The following is a 17,219-nucleotide window of genomic DNA, read 5'->3' on the forward strand; positions in this document are numbered from 1 at the left end:
TTCATCGCGATCCACGGAAAGTAATTGTAGAATTTCCTCCTGATTCAATGTAATATTGAGTTGAGCCATCGTGTTCTCCTTCCTTGGTATTAATGGTGATTTTGGTCGATTTTCATTATACCTAAAGGTCGAGCACCTGGCTCTTTTTAATTTTTCAATTTACACCATTATACGGACGCCGCCCCCCTGCAGGTGCGGAAATGATGAAAACGGCCGTTTTCGCACTTATGATCCTGCGCCGAATATTTAATTCATGTTTTTCTTTCGTTTTCGCACCCCGGAATTCGAAATTCAGGTGCGGAATCCCCCGAAATGATTGATTCCGCACCTTGCATACTCTTTCAAGCCCTGAGTTGGGGGATTTTTCGGCGTTTTCTCGTCATTTTCACTTTCTTAATTTAACGCACGAAAGCACACCGAAATAGAAACGCAGTGCGCAGCACTGCGCACCTCTTCTCACAATCCCGCAGTGCAATAGCACTGCGCACCTCTCTCTCATAATCCCGCAGTGCAATGGCACTGCGCACCTCTCCTCACAATCCCGCAGTGCAATGGCACTGCGCACCTCTTTCTCACAATCCCGCAGTGCAATGGCACTGCGCACCTTTCCTCACAATCCCGCAGTGCGCAGCACTGCGCACCTCTCCCTCACAATCCCGCAGTGCAATGGCACTGCGTACTTCTCCCTCACCTATGCGAAAGCCGCTGCCCGAACCCTCAGGTTCGGGCAGCGGCCCATAAGTCAATATGATTATTTCGCGTAATCCACGGCCCGGGTCTCCCGAACCACGTTGACCTTGATCTGGCCCGGGTATTCCAGTTCGGATTCGATCCGCTTGGATACGTCCCGTGCGAGCAAAGCCATTTCGTCGTCGTGAACCTCGTCCGGATTGACGATGATACGGATCTCCCGGCCGGCCTGGATGGCGTAGGAGTTGGAGACACCCGGCGTGGTGTTAGCGATCTCTTCCAGGTTCTCCAGTCTTCTGACGTAAACGTCCAGGGACTCTCTCCGGGCGCCCGGACGGGCGGCAGAAAGGGCGTCGGCAGCTGCAATCAGCACGGCTTCCATGCACTTCGGCTCGTAATCGCCGTGATGGGAGGCCATTGCGTTGATGACAGCGTCGGATTCCTTGTATTTCTTCAGGATCTGGATGCCGATATCCACGTGGGTGCCCTCGTACTCGTGGTCCAGGGCTTTTCCGATATCATGCAGCAGGCCAGCTCTCTTCGCCAGTTTCACGTTCAGGCCCAGTTCTCCTGCCATGAGACCTGCCAGATGAGAGACTTCGATCGAGTGCTTGAGTACGTTTTGTCCATAAGAGGTGCGGAAATGCAGTCTGCCCAGGAGTTTCACCAGCTCCGGATGCAGGTTGTGGATGCCCACTTCGAAAGTGGCCTGTTCGCCCTCTTCCTTGATGGTGTGGGCAACTTCCCGGCGGGCCTTCTCCACCATCTCTTCGATTTTCGCCGGATGGATGCGGCCGTCGGTGATCAGTTTCTCCAGGGCGATCCGGGCGATTTCCCGGCGGATCGGGTCGAAGCCGGAGATGATCACAGCTTCCGGTGTGTCGTCGATGATGAGGTCCACGCCTGTGGCGTTTTCGATGGCCCGGATGTTTCTGCCTTCCCGGCCGATGATGCGGCCCTTCATGTCGTCGTTCGGCAGGTTGACCACGGACAAAGTGCTCTCCGCCACGTGATCGGCAGCGCAGCGCTGGATGGCGCCGGTGATGATCTCCTTCGCCTTGGCGTCCGCCTCTTCCTTCGCTTCGGTGCGGATATCCTGGATCATCTGGGATGCTTCGTGGCGGCACTGTTTCTCAACGTCCTCCAGCAGGATCCGCTTCGCTTCCTCGGCGGTGTAGCCGGAGATCCGCTCCAGCTCGGTCATCTGCTGCTGGAGCAGGTCGTCGGCCTTCTGCTGTTTCTTCTCAATTTCCTTCTCGGTCTGGGTGATCCGGTTCTCCCGGCGCTCGATCTGTTCCAGTTTCCGGTCAGCCTGATCTTCCTTCTGCTGGACACGGCGTTCCTGGCGGGACACTTCGCTCCGGCGGTCTCTCACTTCCCGGTCCACATCATCCCGGATGCGGTGTGCTTCTTCCTTCGCTTCCAGTTCGGCTTCCTTACGGATGGTCTCGGACTGGTTCTTCGCACTCTGCACGATGTTCATAGCCTGCTGCTCGGCGCTGCCAATGGTCTTCGAACTGATATTCTTCCGGATAATGTAGCCGATGAGAATACCGATGCCAAGGCCCAGTACAGCCAGCAGGACTCCTATAATCGGAGACATGGGTTAACACCTCCTCTTTTCAGTGTTGCTTGGTTCTCTCAGTTGGTAGTGGTTGTCGATAGACAAAAGAATGGATGTGAGTCCGCTCACATAAAGAAAAAACCGGCACTCTGCCGGGTTCAACTCTGCTGCTCTAAATACATGGTCCCGCACACTGCGGGAATATATATCAACGACCGGCGCAGTCAAAAGCATCGTCTAATTGCGATAACACGCCCGCCGCAGTCGGGGTCCACCCTTCATCTATATAAAATGAACGAAATATATCTCGGAAGCCTCAGGCGGCGGCCGCCACCGGCAGCTAACCCCTGCACTGGCTTCTTCATAATATACCTGTATCATTAATATTATAAGTGCGGGCCGAAGGGGATGTCAATACCGATTCACGGGCGGGCGAACGGAGGGTCCGCCCGTTTTTTGTCAGAAAATCAATTCGTAAATCAATTAAAGCGTATGTTGCGGCTCCGGGCATGGACTGTCATGATGAAGCCGAATGCCATCATGTTCGCAATGATGGAGGAGCCCCCGTAGCTCAGGAACGGCAGCGTAATGCCGGTGACCGGCATCAGACCCATGGTCATGGCGATATTTTCAAAGATCTGGAAGATGAACATGCCGATGAAACCGACCACAATCAGGGCGCCGTACAGGTCCACAGCCTCGATGGCCACCCGCATGAACCGGATCATGAGCCACAGGAACAGACCGATCAGAATCAGCCCGCCGATCAGCCCCAGTTCTTCCGCCACCACCGAGAAGATGAAATCCGACTTCTGAACCGGAATGAAATCCAGTTCCTTCTGGGTTCCGTGGAACAGACCTTTGCCGAATACCCCACCGGAGCCGATGGCGATCTTCGACTCATAAACCTGATAGTTTCCCGCCAGCCCCAGATTGTTCGGGTGCAGGAAGGACGCAATTCTCTCCTTCTGATAATCCGCCATCACGAAATACGCCGGCGGAATGAGCACCGCCACAATGACCAGGAACCGGGCGAAGACCTTCAGACTCAGTCCCGCAAAAAACACCATCGCCAGCCACATCGTCATGAACACCAGCGCACTCCCCAGATCCTCCTTCAGCACAATGGCAATGATCGGCGCAGCCACAATCCCGGCCCGCACCAGCCCCCGGAAACTGTACAGCTCGTCCCGGTGCGTATCCAGGTATTCCGCCATAATCAGCGCAAACAAAATCTTCACAATCTCCGACGGCTGCACCGTTGTAATCCCCAGGTTGATCCAGGACCGCGCTCCGAACTGCTCCACGCCCAGTCCCGGGATGTATACCGAGAGCAGCAGCAGCAGCGACAAAACATAAAGTCCCCGGATCGATCCCTTATAAGCGTGGTAATCCACCACCATAATGACCGCTGCCAGCACCAGCCCGATAATGTAGGCCCCGGTCTGCACAATCGTGTCCCGGCACCAAAAACCGGTGGTAGAGATTGCGGTGCTCCCCACCATCAAAATACTGAGCACCGCCAGAACAGCGACAATGCCCGCCGAAATCTTATCCGCATTCCTGATACTTTTCACCAATCTGATAATCATTCTGCTATCATACCACAAACCGAAGCCGTGCGCCAGATGAAGATGGGGGCGGATGGCAGGCGGTCGGCCAAGGTGCGGGCGGTCGGCCAAGGCGCTGGCGGTCGGCGGGTGCTGGCGGGCGGCGGGTGCGATTCCGCAAAAAATCTCATTTTCGCACCCCTTCCAGGCCGATTCAACTGAAAATCAGGGACGACACGATTCTCCCGGGTGCGGAATCACAAAAATTTCCGTTTCCGCACCGGGCTGTCCGATCACCAGATTCTTACACCGTAATTATTTTACTCAAATCATCCACATCGTATGCAATCTCCGATCTGTCCGTTCATTCCACCGCTGCACCACCAATGCACCCGGAAATTCGATCGGCAGCTGAGTAATTTTTTATCCATCTCACCCAGAACGTATACGATTCATCCGGCGGCCCAAGTGCGGAAATCTAATTTTTCTCCAAACCGCACCCTCGCAGGGTCGGAAGATAAATTAATCGGGATTTTCTTTTGTTTTCGCACCCCCCGTCACGCGGTTTCGAGTGCGATAATCCACTTTTTCCGAATTCCGCACCTTTGAGATTTATCATCGCGATTATGAAAAGTGCGAAAAACGATTTATTCGCAGATCCGCACCCGTCGTCTTCTGTGCATAGCTGAATGTGCCCGCTAGCATTTTCTAATCATGATCAGAACTGACAATCTAATCGCAATTAGGCGATTCTTCGCATAACTGCCGAAGTGGAAGCTGAAGTACTAAGGAAAAAGAACGACTTTTTAAAATCACTGGAATTTACTGGAAGCCCATGTTATAATCGGTACATACATATTTTTCCAGTTGCATGACCGTGTCGATAGGATTGTCAGGAGGTGGTGCAGATGGTCGATTTCCGGGAGCTGCTTCAGGAAGAATACGAGGAGCAGAGCCGGCTGCTGAAGATTGCGGTCGAGCAGATGCGGCGGTTGGAAGACGTGGCGAACTACCGGCTGAAGTATAGTGACTCGGAGAAGAAGTCGGTCATTATATATGAAGCCGGGACGAAGAATGCGGCCAGTTTCCGTGATGCCCGGGTCAGGAGGCAGGCGATCCGGAGGACGAGGGCGTGCCGGTTCTATCGGGAGCTCGGGCGGTCGGCCCAGAGAAACCGCAGCTTGCTGCGGCGGGCTTTGAAAACGTATCAGCCGAACCGGCCGGGGGATGTGCTGGAACGGCTGAGGATGCCTTACCGAGCGGTGGAGCGGGAATTTTTTGTCAAACTTGGAGCAGAGGCGCCGACGGGATGGCTGACGCAGCAGGAAATCAACGGGGCGCTTGCGGAAGCAGTGGGGCCGGCCGTCATGCGGGCAAACGGCGTCGAACGGCTGAAAATGCTAGAGCAGCTATCGCCGCCGGAGCGGGCAGAACTGGAGCGGCGGATCGGCCGGAGCCGGGTGGAATGGATGATGGACCAGCGGTTTGCGGGAGATCTGACGAACCACGCCCGGGATGGGACACTGGTGCGCTCGAAGTCGGAGGCGATCATTGCTGATCTGCTGCGGGACATGGGGGCGAAGTTCCGGTACGAGGAACCGGTGGCGGCGGGAGGACGGGTGCTGCATGTGGATTTTTGTGTGCTGGCGCCCGAGGGGCTGACGGCGGCGTACATCGAGCACGCAGGCATGATGGACCAGCCGAACTACCGGAATCTGCTCTGGAGAAGAATGGACGAGCTGATTGAAGCGGGGTTCGAGCCGGACAGGAATCTGTTTCTGACTTTCGACGCACCGGACGGAAAGACGGACACCAATGCGCTGGCGAGGAAGCTCCGGTACATTCTGTCCGTTGCCCGATGACAAATGGAGCCCCGCATCCGATGCGGGGCTTCTAATGACAAAAACAGCCAGCCGCCCCCGGCGGCTGGCAACAGCACCCGATCGACGGATCTTTCCTCGATCGCTGCGGCTCTATTCGTCTTTCTGGTCCGGCTCGTTCAGAATCCGGTCCGCAATGGCCTCGAAATTTCTGCGGATGTAGGTGTCCGGTTTCATGACAATCGGAATGCCCAGGTTCGTGGAGATGTTGATGTTCTCGTCATGCTGGATGACACCGGCGAACTCCGGCAGCATCAGAGAATTGATCTCCCGCAGGGACGGAATGTACCCCTCCTGCATCAGTTCAACTCTGAGGTTGTTGATGACCAGGTAATGTTCCCGGATGCCCATCTTCACCAGTTCCCTGTCCACGGTATCCGCATTGCGGATGGAAGCGTATTCCGGTGTGGTGACCATGATGGCGGCATCGGCACCGGCGGATGCGATCACGAGACCGTCGTCCACGCCGGACGGGGCGTCGATGATCACGTAGTCGAACTGCTCCCGGAGTTTTTCACACAGCACCTTGGCATGAAGCGGTGTCAGTGTCCCGTCCTCCCGGACCGGAGATGCACTCATCATGTACAGTTTCTGAAAACGTTCGTCCCGGATGAGCGCCTGCCGGATGCGGCATACGCCGGTCATCACATCATGGGCGTCATACACCACGTTGTTCTCCAGACCGAAATACAAGTCCACATTCCGCTGGCCCATATCCATGTCAACGATCACGGTCCGGTACCCCCGCATTGCGAGAATTGCTGCGAAGTTAACAGCAAACATCGTTTTCCCCGTACCACCCTTTCCGGATGCTACCATGAATACACGTCCCATACTTTCCTCCAATAGCTGTTCTATCTATATCGATGCCATCTGCCGATGTGCGATATTCTCCTGCGGGAAGTGAAAACCCGCTATGACCCGATGATATTCTTTATTGTACCACAACTTCGGGCCGTCATGTATCGAATTCTGACAATATGTTGAAATATCCGAACGCCGCAGCTCGGGCGAACGATTACGACTTGGCCGAACGCAGCAGCTCGGCCGAACGGCTGCGCCTTGGCCGAACGCCGCAGCTCGGGCGAACGATTACGACTTGGCCGAACGGTTACGCCTTTCCGAACGGAACGCCTACGCCTTCGTCGAATCCTTCTTCGCCGAACTCTTCTTCTCCGCATGCTTCTTCGCCGGCTTCCGCTGGCCCGTCTTCGCATTGTACAGCTTGTAGTAGGAGCTGATGACGGACTTGTTCACCGGAGCGGCGTTGCTGGAGAAGCCGCCCTGGATCAGCAGGGTGACCACGGCGATTCTCGGGTTGTTGTATGGCGCCAGGGTTTCGGTCCAGGCGTAGTAATCGTAGGAGCCCTTTCCGGAATCGATCATGGTCTGGGTGATCCGGTAATTGCTGGCCCGCATGACCGCCGCATCCGCCGCATCGTCCTTCGAGGAGTAGCGGGTCGGATATTTGCGCATCAGGTAGGTCATGTTCTTCTCCACCTGGGACCAGGTCACTGAGGAGTGGGCCCGGCTGTTCAAAGACCCCAGGTTGGACCGGATGTACTTCACCTCCGACTTCGGCTGGCGGATGCCCTGGTTCTGGGCGGTACCGGTCTTGCCGGCCACGGGAACCTTATAGGAACCGAAGAAGGACTGGAGGGTTCCGCCGGTACACACTTTCCGCATGCCCTTCAGCACGTCCGGCACCGTGTTTTTCTTCAGGTCGATCGTGCGGGCCGACTTCGTTTTGTCAATCACCCGATCCCCGACCTGCTTCACCACCGAGGCATGGGTATATTTCCCGCCGTTCCCCAGGGCGCTGATGTAGGTGGCCAGCTGCAGCGGGGTGTAGGAGTTGTCCCCCTGGCCGATGCTCAGGTTGAACTGGTCGCCGGTGGACCACTTCGCCTGGATGCAGTAGTTGTACTTGATGGCCGTGGCCACGGACGGAATCCGGGAGGCCTTCATGTCAGTTTTCTTCAGGTCCTCCACGATCTGATCGTAGGACGGATCCATCCGGACGTAAGCGGAGATGGTGTCCAGTTCTCCGGACAGTTTGTTATAGTCATCCGCCACGGAGGACGGGAAGAACTTGTGGGCGTTCTGGTACAGGTACTGCCAGCAGGCGGTGACGTAGGATTCCATCTTCCGCTTCTTGGACGGCAGCGGAGAAACGGTTTCCCGAAGCTCCACGCCGGTGGCATGGCCCAGGCCGAATTCGCTGGCGGTGTGAACGATGTCGTTGACGCCGATTTTGTAGCCCAGCGAGGCGCCGGTCCCCCAGTTCTTTCCGGTGCCGATGCAGTAGAAGTAGTAGTTGGAGGAATGGCCGATGCCCAGTTCCAGGTTCTCGTCGCCGTAGGAGCCGCCGCCCTCGTTGTAGGCGGAAGTCGCCCACTTGTGACCGCCGATCTCGATGTAGCTGTTGTCGTGGATCATGGTGTTCGGGTTCAGGCCGCACTGCAGGGCGGTCATGGCCGTAATCGGCTTGAATGTGGAACCCGGCGCCACGGAGGCCATGGTGGCGTTGTTGTACAGCGGGGCCGGTGCGATCACGTCCCGGGGATTCTCGGACTGTACGGATTTCCACGCCTTGGTGGTGATACCGTCGGAGAAAATATTCGGGTCGTAGCTCGGGTTGCTGGCCATGGCCAGGATCTGGCCGGTCTTCACGTCCATGCAGATGACGGCGCCGCTCTGACAGTTTCCGCCGGCATGGGCGATGCCGGAGGCCAGGGCCTTCTCCGCCGCCTGCTGCAGGTCCATGTCGATGGTCAGCTTCACATTCTTTCCTTTCTTGGACTTGGTCCGGGAAATGGTGCGGACGTAGGATCCGCTGGAATTCACCTGGATCTTCTGAACCCCCGGGGTGCCGTGGAGCTGCTTCTCGTAGCGGCTCTCGATGCCTTCCTGGCCGATCAGATCGTCACTGTTGTAATTCCGTTTTTTGACGTAATAATCCGACTGGCTGTCAGAAATCGCCCCCATATACCCCAGAATGTGGGCCGCCGAGCTCTTGAACGGGTAGTACCGGCGGTACTGGGACGACACGCTGACGCCGTCGATGCCGGATTCCTCCACCATGGCGATGGTCTTCTTCGAGACATCCTTCGCCAGGGTCACCGGGGTGTAGCGCTGTCCGGTGTCCACCACCTTGTTCCGGACGACAAAGATTTTCCGGGCTTCCCGGTCGCTCAAGGATTTCGAAACCTTGTACTGTTTCCGGAGGGCACGGAAGCATTTCTCTGCGGAAACGCCCTTCTTCACTTCATCATCCGTGAAGACCCCCCACTTGGAGATGAAGTTGGTCCGCTGCTGGTCGTAGGTGTAATGCATGTTCTTCACGGAAATCGGCACATTCACCTTGTACACATCTGTCAGCTTATCGTACGCATCGTAACGGGACATGCTGTCCGGAATTCCGTAGCGCCGGCGCATGGCCAGGAACGTCTGGCTCGGGGAGAAGTCCGTGTGAAATCCTTCGGATTTCAGCCACTTTTCCTTGTTCACGTCGTAGGTGTAGTACATGGAACCGTCTTTCCGGATGCGGATCGGGAAATCGTCCTTGTAGGTGTCCCCGTTCTGCTCCAGCAGGTTCAGCACCTTCCGGGATGCATCGTTGATCTGCTTCGTGTCCAGGCTGCTGGAATTGAAGGTGACGGTGAACATCTGCCGGGTGGTGGCGATGACCTTTCCGTTCCGGTCCAGAATATCGCCCCGGGGCGCAGAAGTATAGATCATCTTCGTGCTCTGGTCGGTGGCTTTCCGGCTCCACTTCTCGTGTTCCACCACAGTGACGACGAAAAGCCGGAGGGCCAGAAGCGCCATCAGGAACGCAATGAAAATCACCAGCACATAGTACCGGTTACTGAATGTATCTCTTGGTCTGTTTCTGAATCTCATAGGAAACCCCTTCTGTTAGCGGTACCAGTTCTTCCGCCGCAGCCTGACATTCTCCCGGGCAGACAAATAGTAGAGAATGAGTCCCGCAATCAGGTTGCCGATCACCCGGGCCGGATACCCCTTCAGTACGTAGAGCAGGCCGTAAGGTGCGCCGCCGATCCGGGAGAATACCCAGGAAAGCAGCATGTACAGCAGCGTCACCGCCGCCAGGTAGATCAGGTACAGGACGAACCCCTCCGCCTGAAAGTTCCGTAGGAAAGCCAGCACCAGCAGATACACCGCCAGAGAAGCGGCGAAGCCCATGCCGATGTACAATCCGAAAACCATGTCCCAGATCAGTGCGAAGATCAGCCCGTAAACCATCCACTGCTCCCGCTCCTCCGAAAGGAACATCAGGCTCGCCGTCATGATCAGCACCACATCCGGCACCGCCGGGAGACCCGGCAGCAGGGTCCGGAGGAAGACCTGAAGCAGGAAGCAGATCAGATAAAAAATCACATTTTTCCATTGACGCCTCATAGGAGCACCGCCACCTTCCGGAGACCGTCAAACTGAACTGCCGTTTCCACGGTGATGCGTTTCAGTTTCTCCTCTTCGTCGTTGGTCACTTTCTTCACCTTTCCCACCGTGATCCGCTCCGGGTACACCCCCATGCCAGATGTGACGAGCGTGTCACCTGCCCTGACCTTTGCCGATTCGTCCAGCATATAGCCTTCCAGCTCTCCGTCGGTGCTGACGTGGAGGATGCCCATAGTCTTCCGGCTGTCTTCAAGGCAGAAAGAGATGCCCCGGGAGCTGTCCAGAATTGTGGACACCTTCGCCCAGCCCCTTCCGGCGGATTTCACAGTGCCCACCAGGCCGTCGCCGTTCACCACCACCGATCCGGTTTTCACACCGTCTTCCTTCCCCAGATTGATGGTGAACGTGCGGATCCAGCGGCTGTCGTTCATGGCGGTCACGTCCCCGGAGATCAGCTGCTCCGTGTCCGATCCTCCCTTATAACGCAGCGCCTTCTTCAGCGCCTCCAGATCCTGGGTGTCATCCTCCCGGAGCCTCAGTTTCCGGTTCTCTTCCTGCAGCTCCCGGTTTCTTCTGGAGAGTTCCTCGTTCTTCTCCCGGAGACTCCCGGCGCTGAACACGCCGGAAATATTCTGTCCCAGCCGGGCAACCGGTTCCGTGATCTTCCCGAAAACGGTGCCTCCCAGCACCCCCGCACCGGTGCTGCCGCCGCCTGTAAATACCGCAAAAATCAAGAATCCTGCCGCCAGTATGATGACCAGCACCAGGAAACTGATGAACTTATGCTCTCTGATCCAATTCATATCCCTCACCCTTCCCGGGCGGCGCCGGACCTTCGCCCCGGCGCTCCGTATTTTCATCCCTTCGCACGCCGCCTGCCGCCGCAGGGGATGTGCAATATACCGAAAATGCCTGCTCTCGCAGGCATCCTCTCATTTCTGTCATTTCAGTTCCGGATCCGCCCTGCGGGTCCCTATGATCAGCCTCTCTGAATGGTGGAAGCGTAGATCTTCAGCTTCTCAATATCGTTGAGGCTCATGCCGGTGCCGGTGGCCACCGCTTCAAATGCATTCTCTGCCGTGGTGACCTTCATGCCGGTGGCCCGGTTGATCACCCGGTCCAGATTACGGATCAGTCCGCCGCCGCCGGAAAGCATGATGCCGTTGTGGGCGATATCCGCCGCCACTTCCGGCGGTGCCTTCTCGATGGTCTGTTTCACCCCGTCCACAATGACGTCGATGGACTCCTGCAGAGCCAGCATCATGTCCTTGTTCGTGACCTCGATGGTCTTCGGCAGTCCGGAGATCAGATCCCGGCCGCTGGCCGTGGTGGTTTCGATGATTTCCTCACCATTCTCGTCCTGGTCCATTTCCGCCGTGCCCACCTGAATCTTCAGTTCTTCCGCCGTCCGCTCGCCGATGGCCAGCGCATACCGCTTCCGCATGTACTGGATGACCGCCTCGTTGAACTTGTCTCCTGCGTAACGGATGGAAGTGGAAGCCACAATGCCGCCCAGTGCGATGATGGCAATGTCGGAAGTGCCGCCGCCGATATCGGCAATCATGCAGGCCGTGGAGCTGTCCACATCACAGCCGGCGCCGATCGCCGCCGCCATCGGTTCTTCCAGAATGTACACTTCCGAAGCGCCCAGTTCCTGAACGACTTCCACGACGGCCCGCTTCTCCACTTCAGTGACGCCGCTCGGCACGCCGACAACGACCCGGAAATTCTTCACCTTGTTTGCCGAAACGGCCTTCTCGATGAACGCCGTCAGCATATCTGCCGTACTGTCAAAATCGGAGATTACACCGTCCTGCAGCGGACGGATCACGTCGATGTTCGCCGGCGCCTTTCCGATCATGTTCTTCGCACTCAGTCCGACCGCCAGAACCTTCCCGGTTCTCTTCTCGATCGCAATGACAGAAGGTTCATTCAGGACAATCCCCGAATCCTTCAAGTAGATGAGTGTATTCGCTGTTCCCAGATCGATTCCCATGTCTCTGGTGGTTACCTTGAACATCGCCATTTCCTATCATACCTCCGTACTATGGTTAACTATATGGTGAATAGATGTTCCCTTCGTTTCCTCTCCGGGACGGGCAGGCAGAACGCCGGCACCCTTCCCGCACATAGTCGCCGGGGCCTCCGGAATCCCCCGGAATAACCCCGGTCCGGCGCAGACTGGTGTAAACGCCGTCGCCGATGATGATGTGATCCAGCACCGGAATGCCCATCAGCTCCCCGCAGCCCATCAGCCGCTTCGTGGTCCGGATGTCCTCCGAAGAGGGGGTCGGGTCGCCGGACGGGTGATTATGAATGAAAATCACCCCTGCGGCGCTGCGCCGCACCGCCAGCTGGAACGCCTCCCGGGGATGAACAATCGTACTGCTCAGTTCCCCGATCGATACTTCATCATACGTTATCAATTCATTCTTCACATTCAGCAGTGCCGCCAGAAAGTGCTCCCGGGTCTCGTGCCTGAGCTGCTCCATGAAGTACATCGCCACTTCTTCGGCGCCGGTCATGGACACTCTCGCCGCCGGTCCCCGGCTGCAGATCCGCTTCCCCAGTTCCGCACACGCCAGAAGCCGGACCGCCTTCGCGGTGCCGATACCCCGGATGGAACGGAGTTCGTCGATATCCGCCGAACCCAGACCGCATAGACCGTTTTCCAGGCTGCCCAGCAGATTCTCTGCCAGCCCCAGGGCGGACAGATTCCGGGTGCCGGAATGCAGAATCAGAGCCAGAAGCTCTGTATCGGACAGGGTTCCCACCCCCTGGTTCGCCCCCTTCTCCCGGGGACGTTCCGCTTCGGGTAAACACTTAATCTGCATGAAACCTCCTGTTCTGCCCCTTCGGGACAGGCTGCTTCACGCACCGCCGAACCTTCGATCATCAGACACTGCCTGCGCCCTTCTTCACACGGATGTTGGGATTCCAATACCTGTGCGCATTCGAACGCAGACTACATTATATCATTCGCATTCCGCTTCGGCAAGCGGGCGATTGTGATGATTACGGGTTTTTTCGGCGCGGCGTCTATGCAAGTTACGCAGTTACAGAAGGTGAACGAAGAGCCCGCTGGCCAGTTTCGGTTCGAACCAGGTGGATTTCGGCGGCATGGTCTTCCCGGCGTCCGCCGCCCGGAAGAGCTGCTGAACCGGCAGCGGGAACAGGGCGAACCCGATTTTCATATCACGCTCCGCCCGGCGCTGAACTTCCTCCAGTCCTCTGATGCCTCCCACGAAATCGATACGGTCGTCGGAACGGGGATCCCGGATGCCCAGTACCGGCGCCAGCAGACTATTCTGCAGAATGGACACGTCCAGAGACCCGATGACATCCTCTGCCGGCGGAATCACCCTGTCTTCTGCAGTCATTCGGAACCAGGTTCCGCAGAAATACACGCCGAATTCATGAAGTTTCCGCGGCCGGTAGGGTTCTGTTCCCATCCGCTCCAGGCGGAAGCCCGCATCGGTAACCGCTTTCATGAAGCCCACCGCAGACATGCCGTTGAAGTCCCGCACCACCCGGTTATAGTCCAGGCAGTGGAGATCCCGGTCCGGCAGGAAGGTGGCCAGGGTATAGTTGAAGGGCTCTTCTCCCGTCCAGTCCGGATTCTCGATCCGGAATTTCTCGCACGCAATGGCCGATGCCCGGCACCGGTGATGACCGTCGGCGATGTACAGCGTGGGAATCTTCCGGAACAGTTCCACAATCCGACAGATCACATTCTGTTCCCGGACCGGCCATACCTGGTGACGCACAGCCCCGAAGGAAACCACATCCACTTCCGGATCCTGCCGGGACGTGATATCCTCCAGCACTGCCCGGAGGGCCGGGTTCTCCCGATACACCAGGAATACCGAACCGGTATGCGCCCGGGTAGCCATGATATGGCGGATCCGGTCATTCTCCTTGGCTCTCCGGGTGAGTTCATGACGACGGATCACGCCGTTTCTGTAGTCCTCCACCGAGGAGCAGCCGACGATACCGGTCTGTATGCTGCCATTCCAGATCTCCCGGTACACATACAGCATCGGTTCTTCGTCCTGTACCAGCACGCCCCGGCGAATGAGATCCTGCAGATTCTCCCGCGCCTTCTCATACACCCGGTGATCGTAGGGGTCCTCCACATCGGGCAGATCAATCTCGGACCGCCCCACATGCAGGAAGCTGTCCGGGTTCGACCGGGCCATCCTCACCGCTTCTTCCCGGTTCATCGTATCATAGGGAAGCGTGATCACATCCCCCGCCCGGTCCGGCGCCGGCCGGAGGGCCCTGAAAGGTTTGATTTCCGCCATATTCTTTCTCCTGTTCTGACTTCTTCTGTGAACAGAGTTCTTTCCCTTCCGGATCGTTCCGGTCCGGAAATACCCGATTCGAAAATGCAGAGCGGGGGCGCGTTCTCCGCGCCCCCGGCCCTGCTGCTTCTGCGGCCCGAAGGCCGCATCCTAAATCGTCACCCGGGAACAAATCTCGTCCACCACTTCTTCTATCGTCATATGTGTGGAATCGATCTCCACCGCATCCTCCGCCTTCCGGAGCGGATTCAGTTCCCGGTGGGTATCCCGGTAATCCCGTTCTTCCACATCTTTCAGAATATCTTCATAGACGACGTCCTGCCCCTTCTCCTTTAGCTCCAGGAACCGGCGCTTCGCCCGTTCCTCCGGTGCTGCAGTCAGGAAAAACTTATATTCCGCATCCCGGAACACGTTCGTGCCGATGTCTCTGCCGTCCATAACCACGTTCTTCCGGCTGCCGATCTCCCGCTGAATGTCCACCAGCTTCTCCCGGACGATGCCGATCTGGGCACAGGCGGAAGCGGCCTTGGAAATCTCGGAATTCCGGATCTCCGATTCCACATCTTCTCCGTCCAGATACACCTTTCCTTCCCGGAAGTCGATTTCCGTTTCCGCCAGCACAGAAGACAGCCGGTCCGGGTCGATTTCCCGGGACGGATCCACTGCGCCGCCGTGCATTCCGTCCTCGCCGAAGAAGCCGCTCCGGGCCATCTTCAGGCCGATGGAACGATACATCGCACCGGTGTCGATGTAATCGAAACCCAGCCGGGCGGCCACCCGTTTCGCAATGGTGCTCTTCCCGGCACCGGAAGGACCGTCGATGGCGATACGGATTCCATGCCGGGCACGGGCGGATCCCACCTGGCGAAGCTTGTCGATTTCCTCGGCGAATTTCTCCACATTCGCAAACTGACGGTAGACAGAGGCGAACCGGATATAGGCCACCTGATCCACAGCCCGAAGCTCATCCATGACCAGTTCGCCGATGTAATCGCTGGTCACCTCGCTCCGGCCGGCTGCCTGGGCCTTCCGTTCGATCCGTGCCGCCATCTCGTTAATCTCCTCCATGGAGACCGGTCGCTTCTCGCAGGCCCGGATGATGCCGCCGGCAACTTTCTGCCGGTCGAACGCCTCTCTCCTCCCGTCCTTCTTCACGATCATGAGGATGGAAATTTCTGCTTTCTCATAGGTTGTGAACCGCTTGCCGCAGGCGTCGCAGATCCGGCGGCGACGGATCACATGGCCGTCTTCCGTCTGCCGGGAATCCAGAACCCGGGTATCGGGATTATCACAAAATGGACATCTCATACGTTCTCTTCCTTCGTTTCCTACGATAAAATCTTACTATTTTCTTCTGTTTCTGCTGTCGTTTTCCGCGGTCCGGGGAACACCTTTCCTCCGGCCCATCATATTATCATAGTCGAATCATCCCCGGGATGCAAGAGTACGGACCCTCCAGGGCCAAGAAAAATGGCTGTTTCTCCGGGAACCTTCCGGTTCCCGGGGAGACAGCCACCCCCTATGCTCTTCTTTTCGTATTCGCTGAATTCGTCAGATGCCGGAGACTACTTCGTCTTCTTCGCACTGCTGTAGATGTTGTCCACGACCTTGCTCAGCATGTATGCAGTCTTGAAGTCGTTTTCTTCACCGTACTTCTCGATGGTCATACCGTACTGGCTCTGGAAGGAGGATTCGGTGTAACCCGCATTCTTCAGCATCTTCTTCAGATAAGCCTTGTACTGCTTGTCTGTCACCTTGATGCCTTCCTTCTTCGCAATAGAGTACATCACGCACTTCTGCTTCACCACTGTCTTCGCATACTCGTTCGCCTTCTTGTTGAAGGTCTTCTCCGTCATGCCCTGGGCCTTCAGGAATGTCTTGAAGGACATGTTGTAGTTCTTCGCATAGTTCTTATACTGATTCGTGAACTTTTCCTTCTCGTATGCGAGCTGCTTCTTCGGGTACTTGCCCGTGCTCTTGGAAGCCGTGACAACCTGAGACCACAGGTCGGATTTCACTTCGCTCAGAGCGGTGGCTTCCTTCTGCTTCGTCAGATAGTCCTTGATATACTTCTCGTAATCTTCCTTCGTGGAATACTTATTTCCTGTATTCTGCTTGATGAAGGCCGTGTCATACTTCGGTGTCACCGTGACCTTCTTCGCATTGATGGTCACTTCGAACACCGCCTTCTTATTTCTCAGCTTCTTGGTTCCGTAATCCTTCGGGAAAGTGAGGTTCAGCTTCACCTTGTCTCCCACCTTGTGGCCGATGAGACCGGACTCGAACCCCTTGATCATGGAGTTGGATCCCAGCGTCAGGTCGTAGTCACTGGCGGATCCACCGTCGAACTTCTTTCCGTCGATCTTTCCCACATAGGAAATATTCGCCACATCTCCCTTGGCCAGCGTGCCGGACTTCACCGACTTCTGGGTCTGGGCGGAAGTTCTCCGGGAGGTGATCTCCTGGTCGATTTCCTTCTGTGTGACACTCACCTTCTTCGCAGTGTACTTCAGTCCCTTGTATTTCCCGACCTTGACATACTTGTCATAATTCAGGAATTTATAATTCGACTTCTCGAAAAATCCGATTTCAAAAAGTGTAACGAAAACTGCGCACACAGCGACCGCAAGGATGATAACTCCGATGATGATTTTCTTCGTCTTCGTCATGTTGATAACTTCTCCTTCGCAATTTCATCTTCTGAACCGGAACTGACCGGCACGCTGTTCATTATACCCCCGGCCTGTTGCTTTTTCAAACGATCCTGGTGTTTCTTCATACAAAATACAAAATCGGCATCCGGTCGTCA

General features: G+C 56.6%; 12 protein-coding genes. 1 reads left to right on the forward strand and 11 read right to left on the reverse strand.

Going from position 1 to position 17,219, the window contains the following annotated elements; translation table 11 throughout:
* Nucleotides 1-751 precede the first annotated feature (751 nt).
* Together rny and BLQ24_RS04630 are read right to left on the reverse strand one after the other, a co-directional pair.
* Nucleotides 752-2,293, reverse strand: a complete 1,542-nt coding sequence (gene rny, locus BLQ24_RS04625) for a ribonuclease Y (RefSeq protein WP_090163162.1) — start codon at nt 2,291-2,293, stop codon at nt 752-754.
* Nucleotides 2,294-2,733: 440 nt separating this feature from the next.
* Nucleotides 2,734-3,846, reverse strand: coding sequence for an FtsW/RodA/SpoVE family cell cycle protein (locus BLQ24_RS04630; RefSeq protein ID WP_090163164.1), 1,113 nt, complete (start codon nt 3,844-3,846; stop codon nt 2,734-2,736).
* Nucleotides 3,847-4,712: 866 nt separating this feature from the next.
* Here BLQ24_RS04630 and BLQ24_RS04635 point away from each other — a divergent pair.
* Complete coding sequence (locus BLQ24_RS04635; protein ID WP_090163167.1) at nt 4,713-5,666, forward strand: hypothetical protein; 954 nt, start codon at nt 4,713-4,715, stop codon at nt 5,664-5,666.
* Between the two features lie 111 nt (nt 5,667-5,777).
* On the opposite strand, the gene minD is transcribed toward BLQ24_RS04635, so the two are convergent.
* The 9 genes from minD to tig form a co-directional block, all read right to left on the reverse strand.
* Nucleotides 5,778-6,518: a septum site-determining protein MinD gene (gene minD / locus BLQ24_RS04640; RefSeq protein WP_090163169.1), complete on the reverse strand. Its 741-nt coding sequence runs from the start codon at nt 6,516-6,518 to the stop codon at nt 5,778-5,780.
* A gap of 300 nt (nt 6,519-6,818) precedes the next feature.
* Nucleotides 6,819-9,587 carry a penicillin-binding transpeptidase domain-containing protein gene (locus tag BLQ24_RS04645; RefSeq protein ID WP_090163171.1) on the reverse strand — a complete coding sequence of 923 codons (2,769 nt, stop codon included), beginning with the start codon at nt 9,585-9,587 and terminating at the stop codon, nt 6,819-6,821.
* A gap of 15 nt (nt 9,588-9,602) precedes the next feature.
* The gene (locus tag BLQ24_RS04650) at nt 9,603-10,106 is read right to left on the reverse strand and encodes a hypothetical protein (RefSeq protein WP_090163173.1); all 504 of its coding nucleotides are present in this window, start codon (nt 10,104-10,106) and stop codon (nt 9,603-9,605) included.
* Nucleotides 10,103-10,909 (reverse strand): rod shape-determining protein MreC, encoded by an 807-nt coding sequence (gene mreC, locus BLQ24_RS04655; RefSeq protein WP_176755859.1) that lies wholly within the window; start codon nt 10,907-10,909, stop codon nt 10,103-10,105. Before mreC ends, BLQ24_RS04650 begins: the two co-directional genes overlap by 4 nt.
* A 176-nt stretch (nt 10,910-11,085) precedes the next feature.
* Nucleotides 11,086-12,132: a rod shape-determining protein gene (gene mreB, locus BLQ24_RS04660; RefSeq protein ID WP_090163177.1), complete on the reverse strand. Its 1,047-nt coding sequence runs from the start codon at nt 12,130-12,132 to the stop codon at nt 11,086-11,088.
* Between the two features lie 25 nt (nt 12,133-12,157).
* The gene (radC, locus tag BLQ24_RS04665; RefSeq protein WP_090163179.1) at nt 12,158-12,940 is read right to left on the reverse strand and encodes a RadC family protein; all 783 of its coding nucleotides are present in this window, start codon (nt 12,938-12,940) and stop codon (nt 12,158-12,160) included.
* Between the two features lie 222 nt (nt 12,941-13,162).
* A complete protein-coding gene (locus BLQ24_RS04670; RefSeq protein WP_090163181.1) occupies nt 13,163-14,410 on the reverse strand; it encodes a DUF1015 domain-containing protein in 1,248 nt (415 codons plus the stop codon).
* A gap of 150 nt (nt 14,411-14,560) precedes the next feature.
* A complete protein-coding gene (cmk, locus tag BLQ24_RS10475) occupies nt 14,561-15,718 on the reverse strand; it encodes a (d)CMP kinase (RefSeq protein WP_336433258.1) in 1,158 nt (385 codons plus the stop codon).
* Between the two features lie 257 nt (nt 15,719-15,975).
* Complete coding sequence (gene tig, locus BLQ24_RS04680) at nt 15,976-17,079, reverse strand: trigger factor (protein ID WP_090163183.1); 1,104 nt, start codon at nt 17,077-17,079, stop codon at nt 15,976-15,978.
* Nucleotides 17,080-17,219 lie beyond the last annotated feature (140 nt).

Source organism: Eubacterium pyruvativorans, assembly GCF_900102225.1.
Lineage (GTDB): Bacteria > Bacillota > Clostridia > Peptostreptococcales > Anaerovoracaceae > Aminicella > Aminicella pyruvativorans.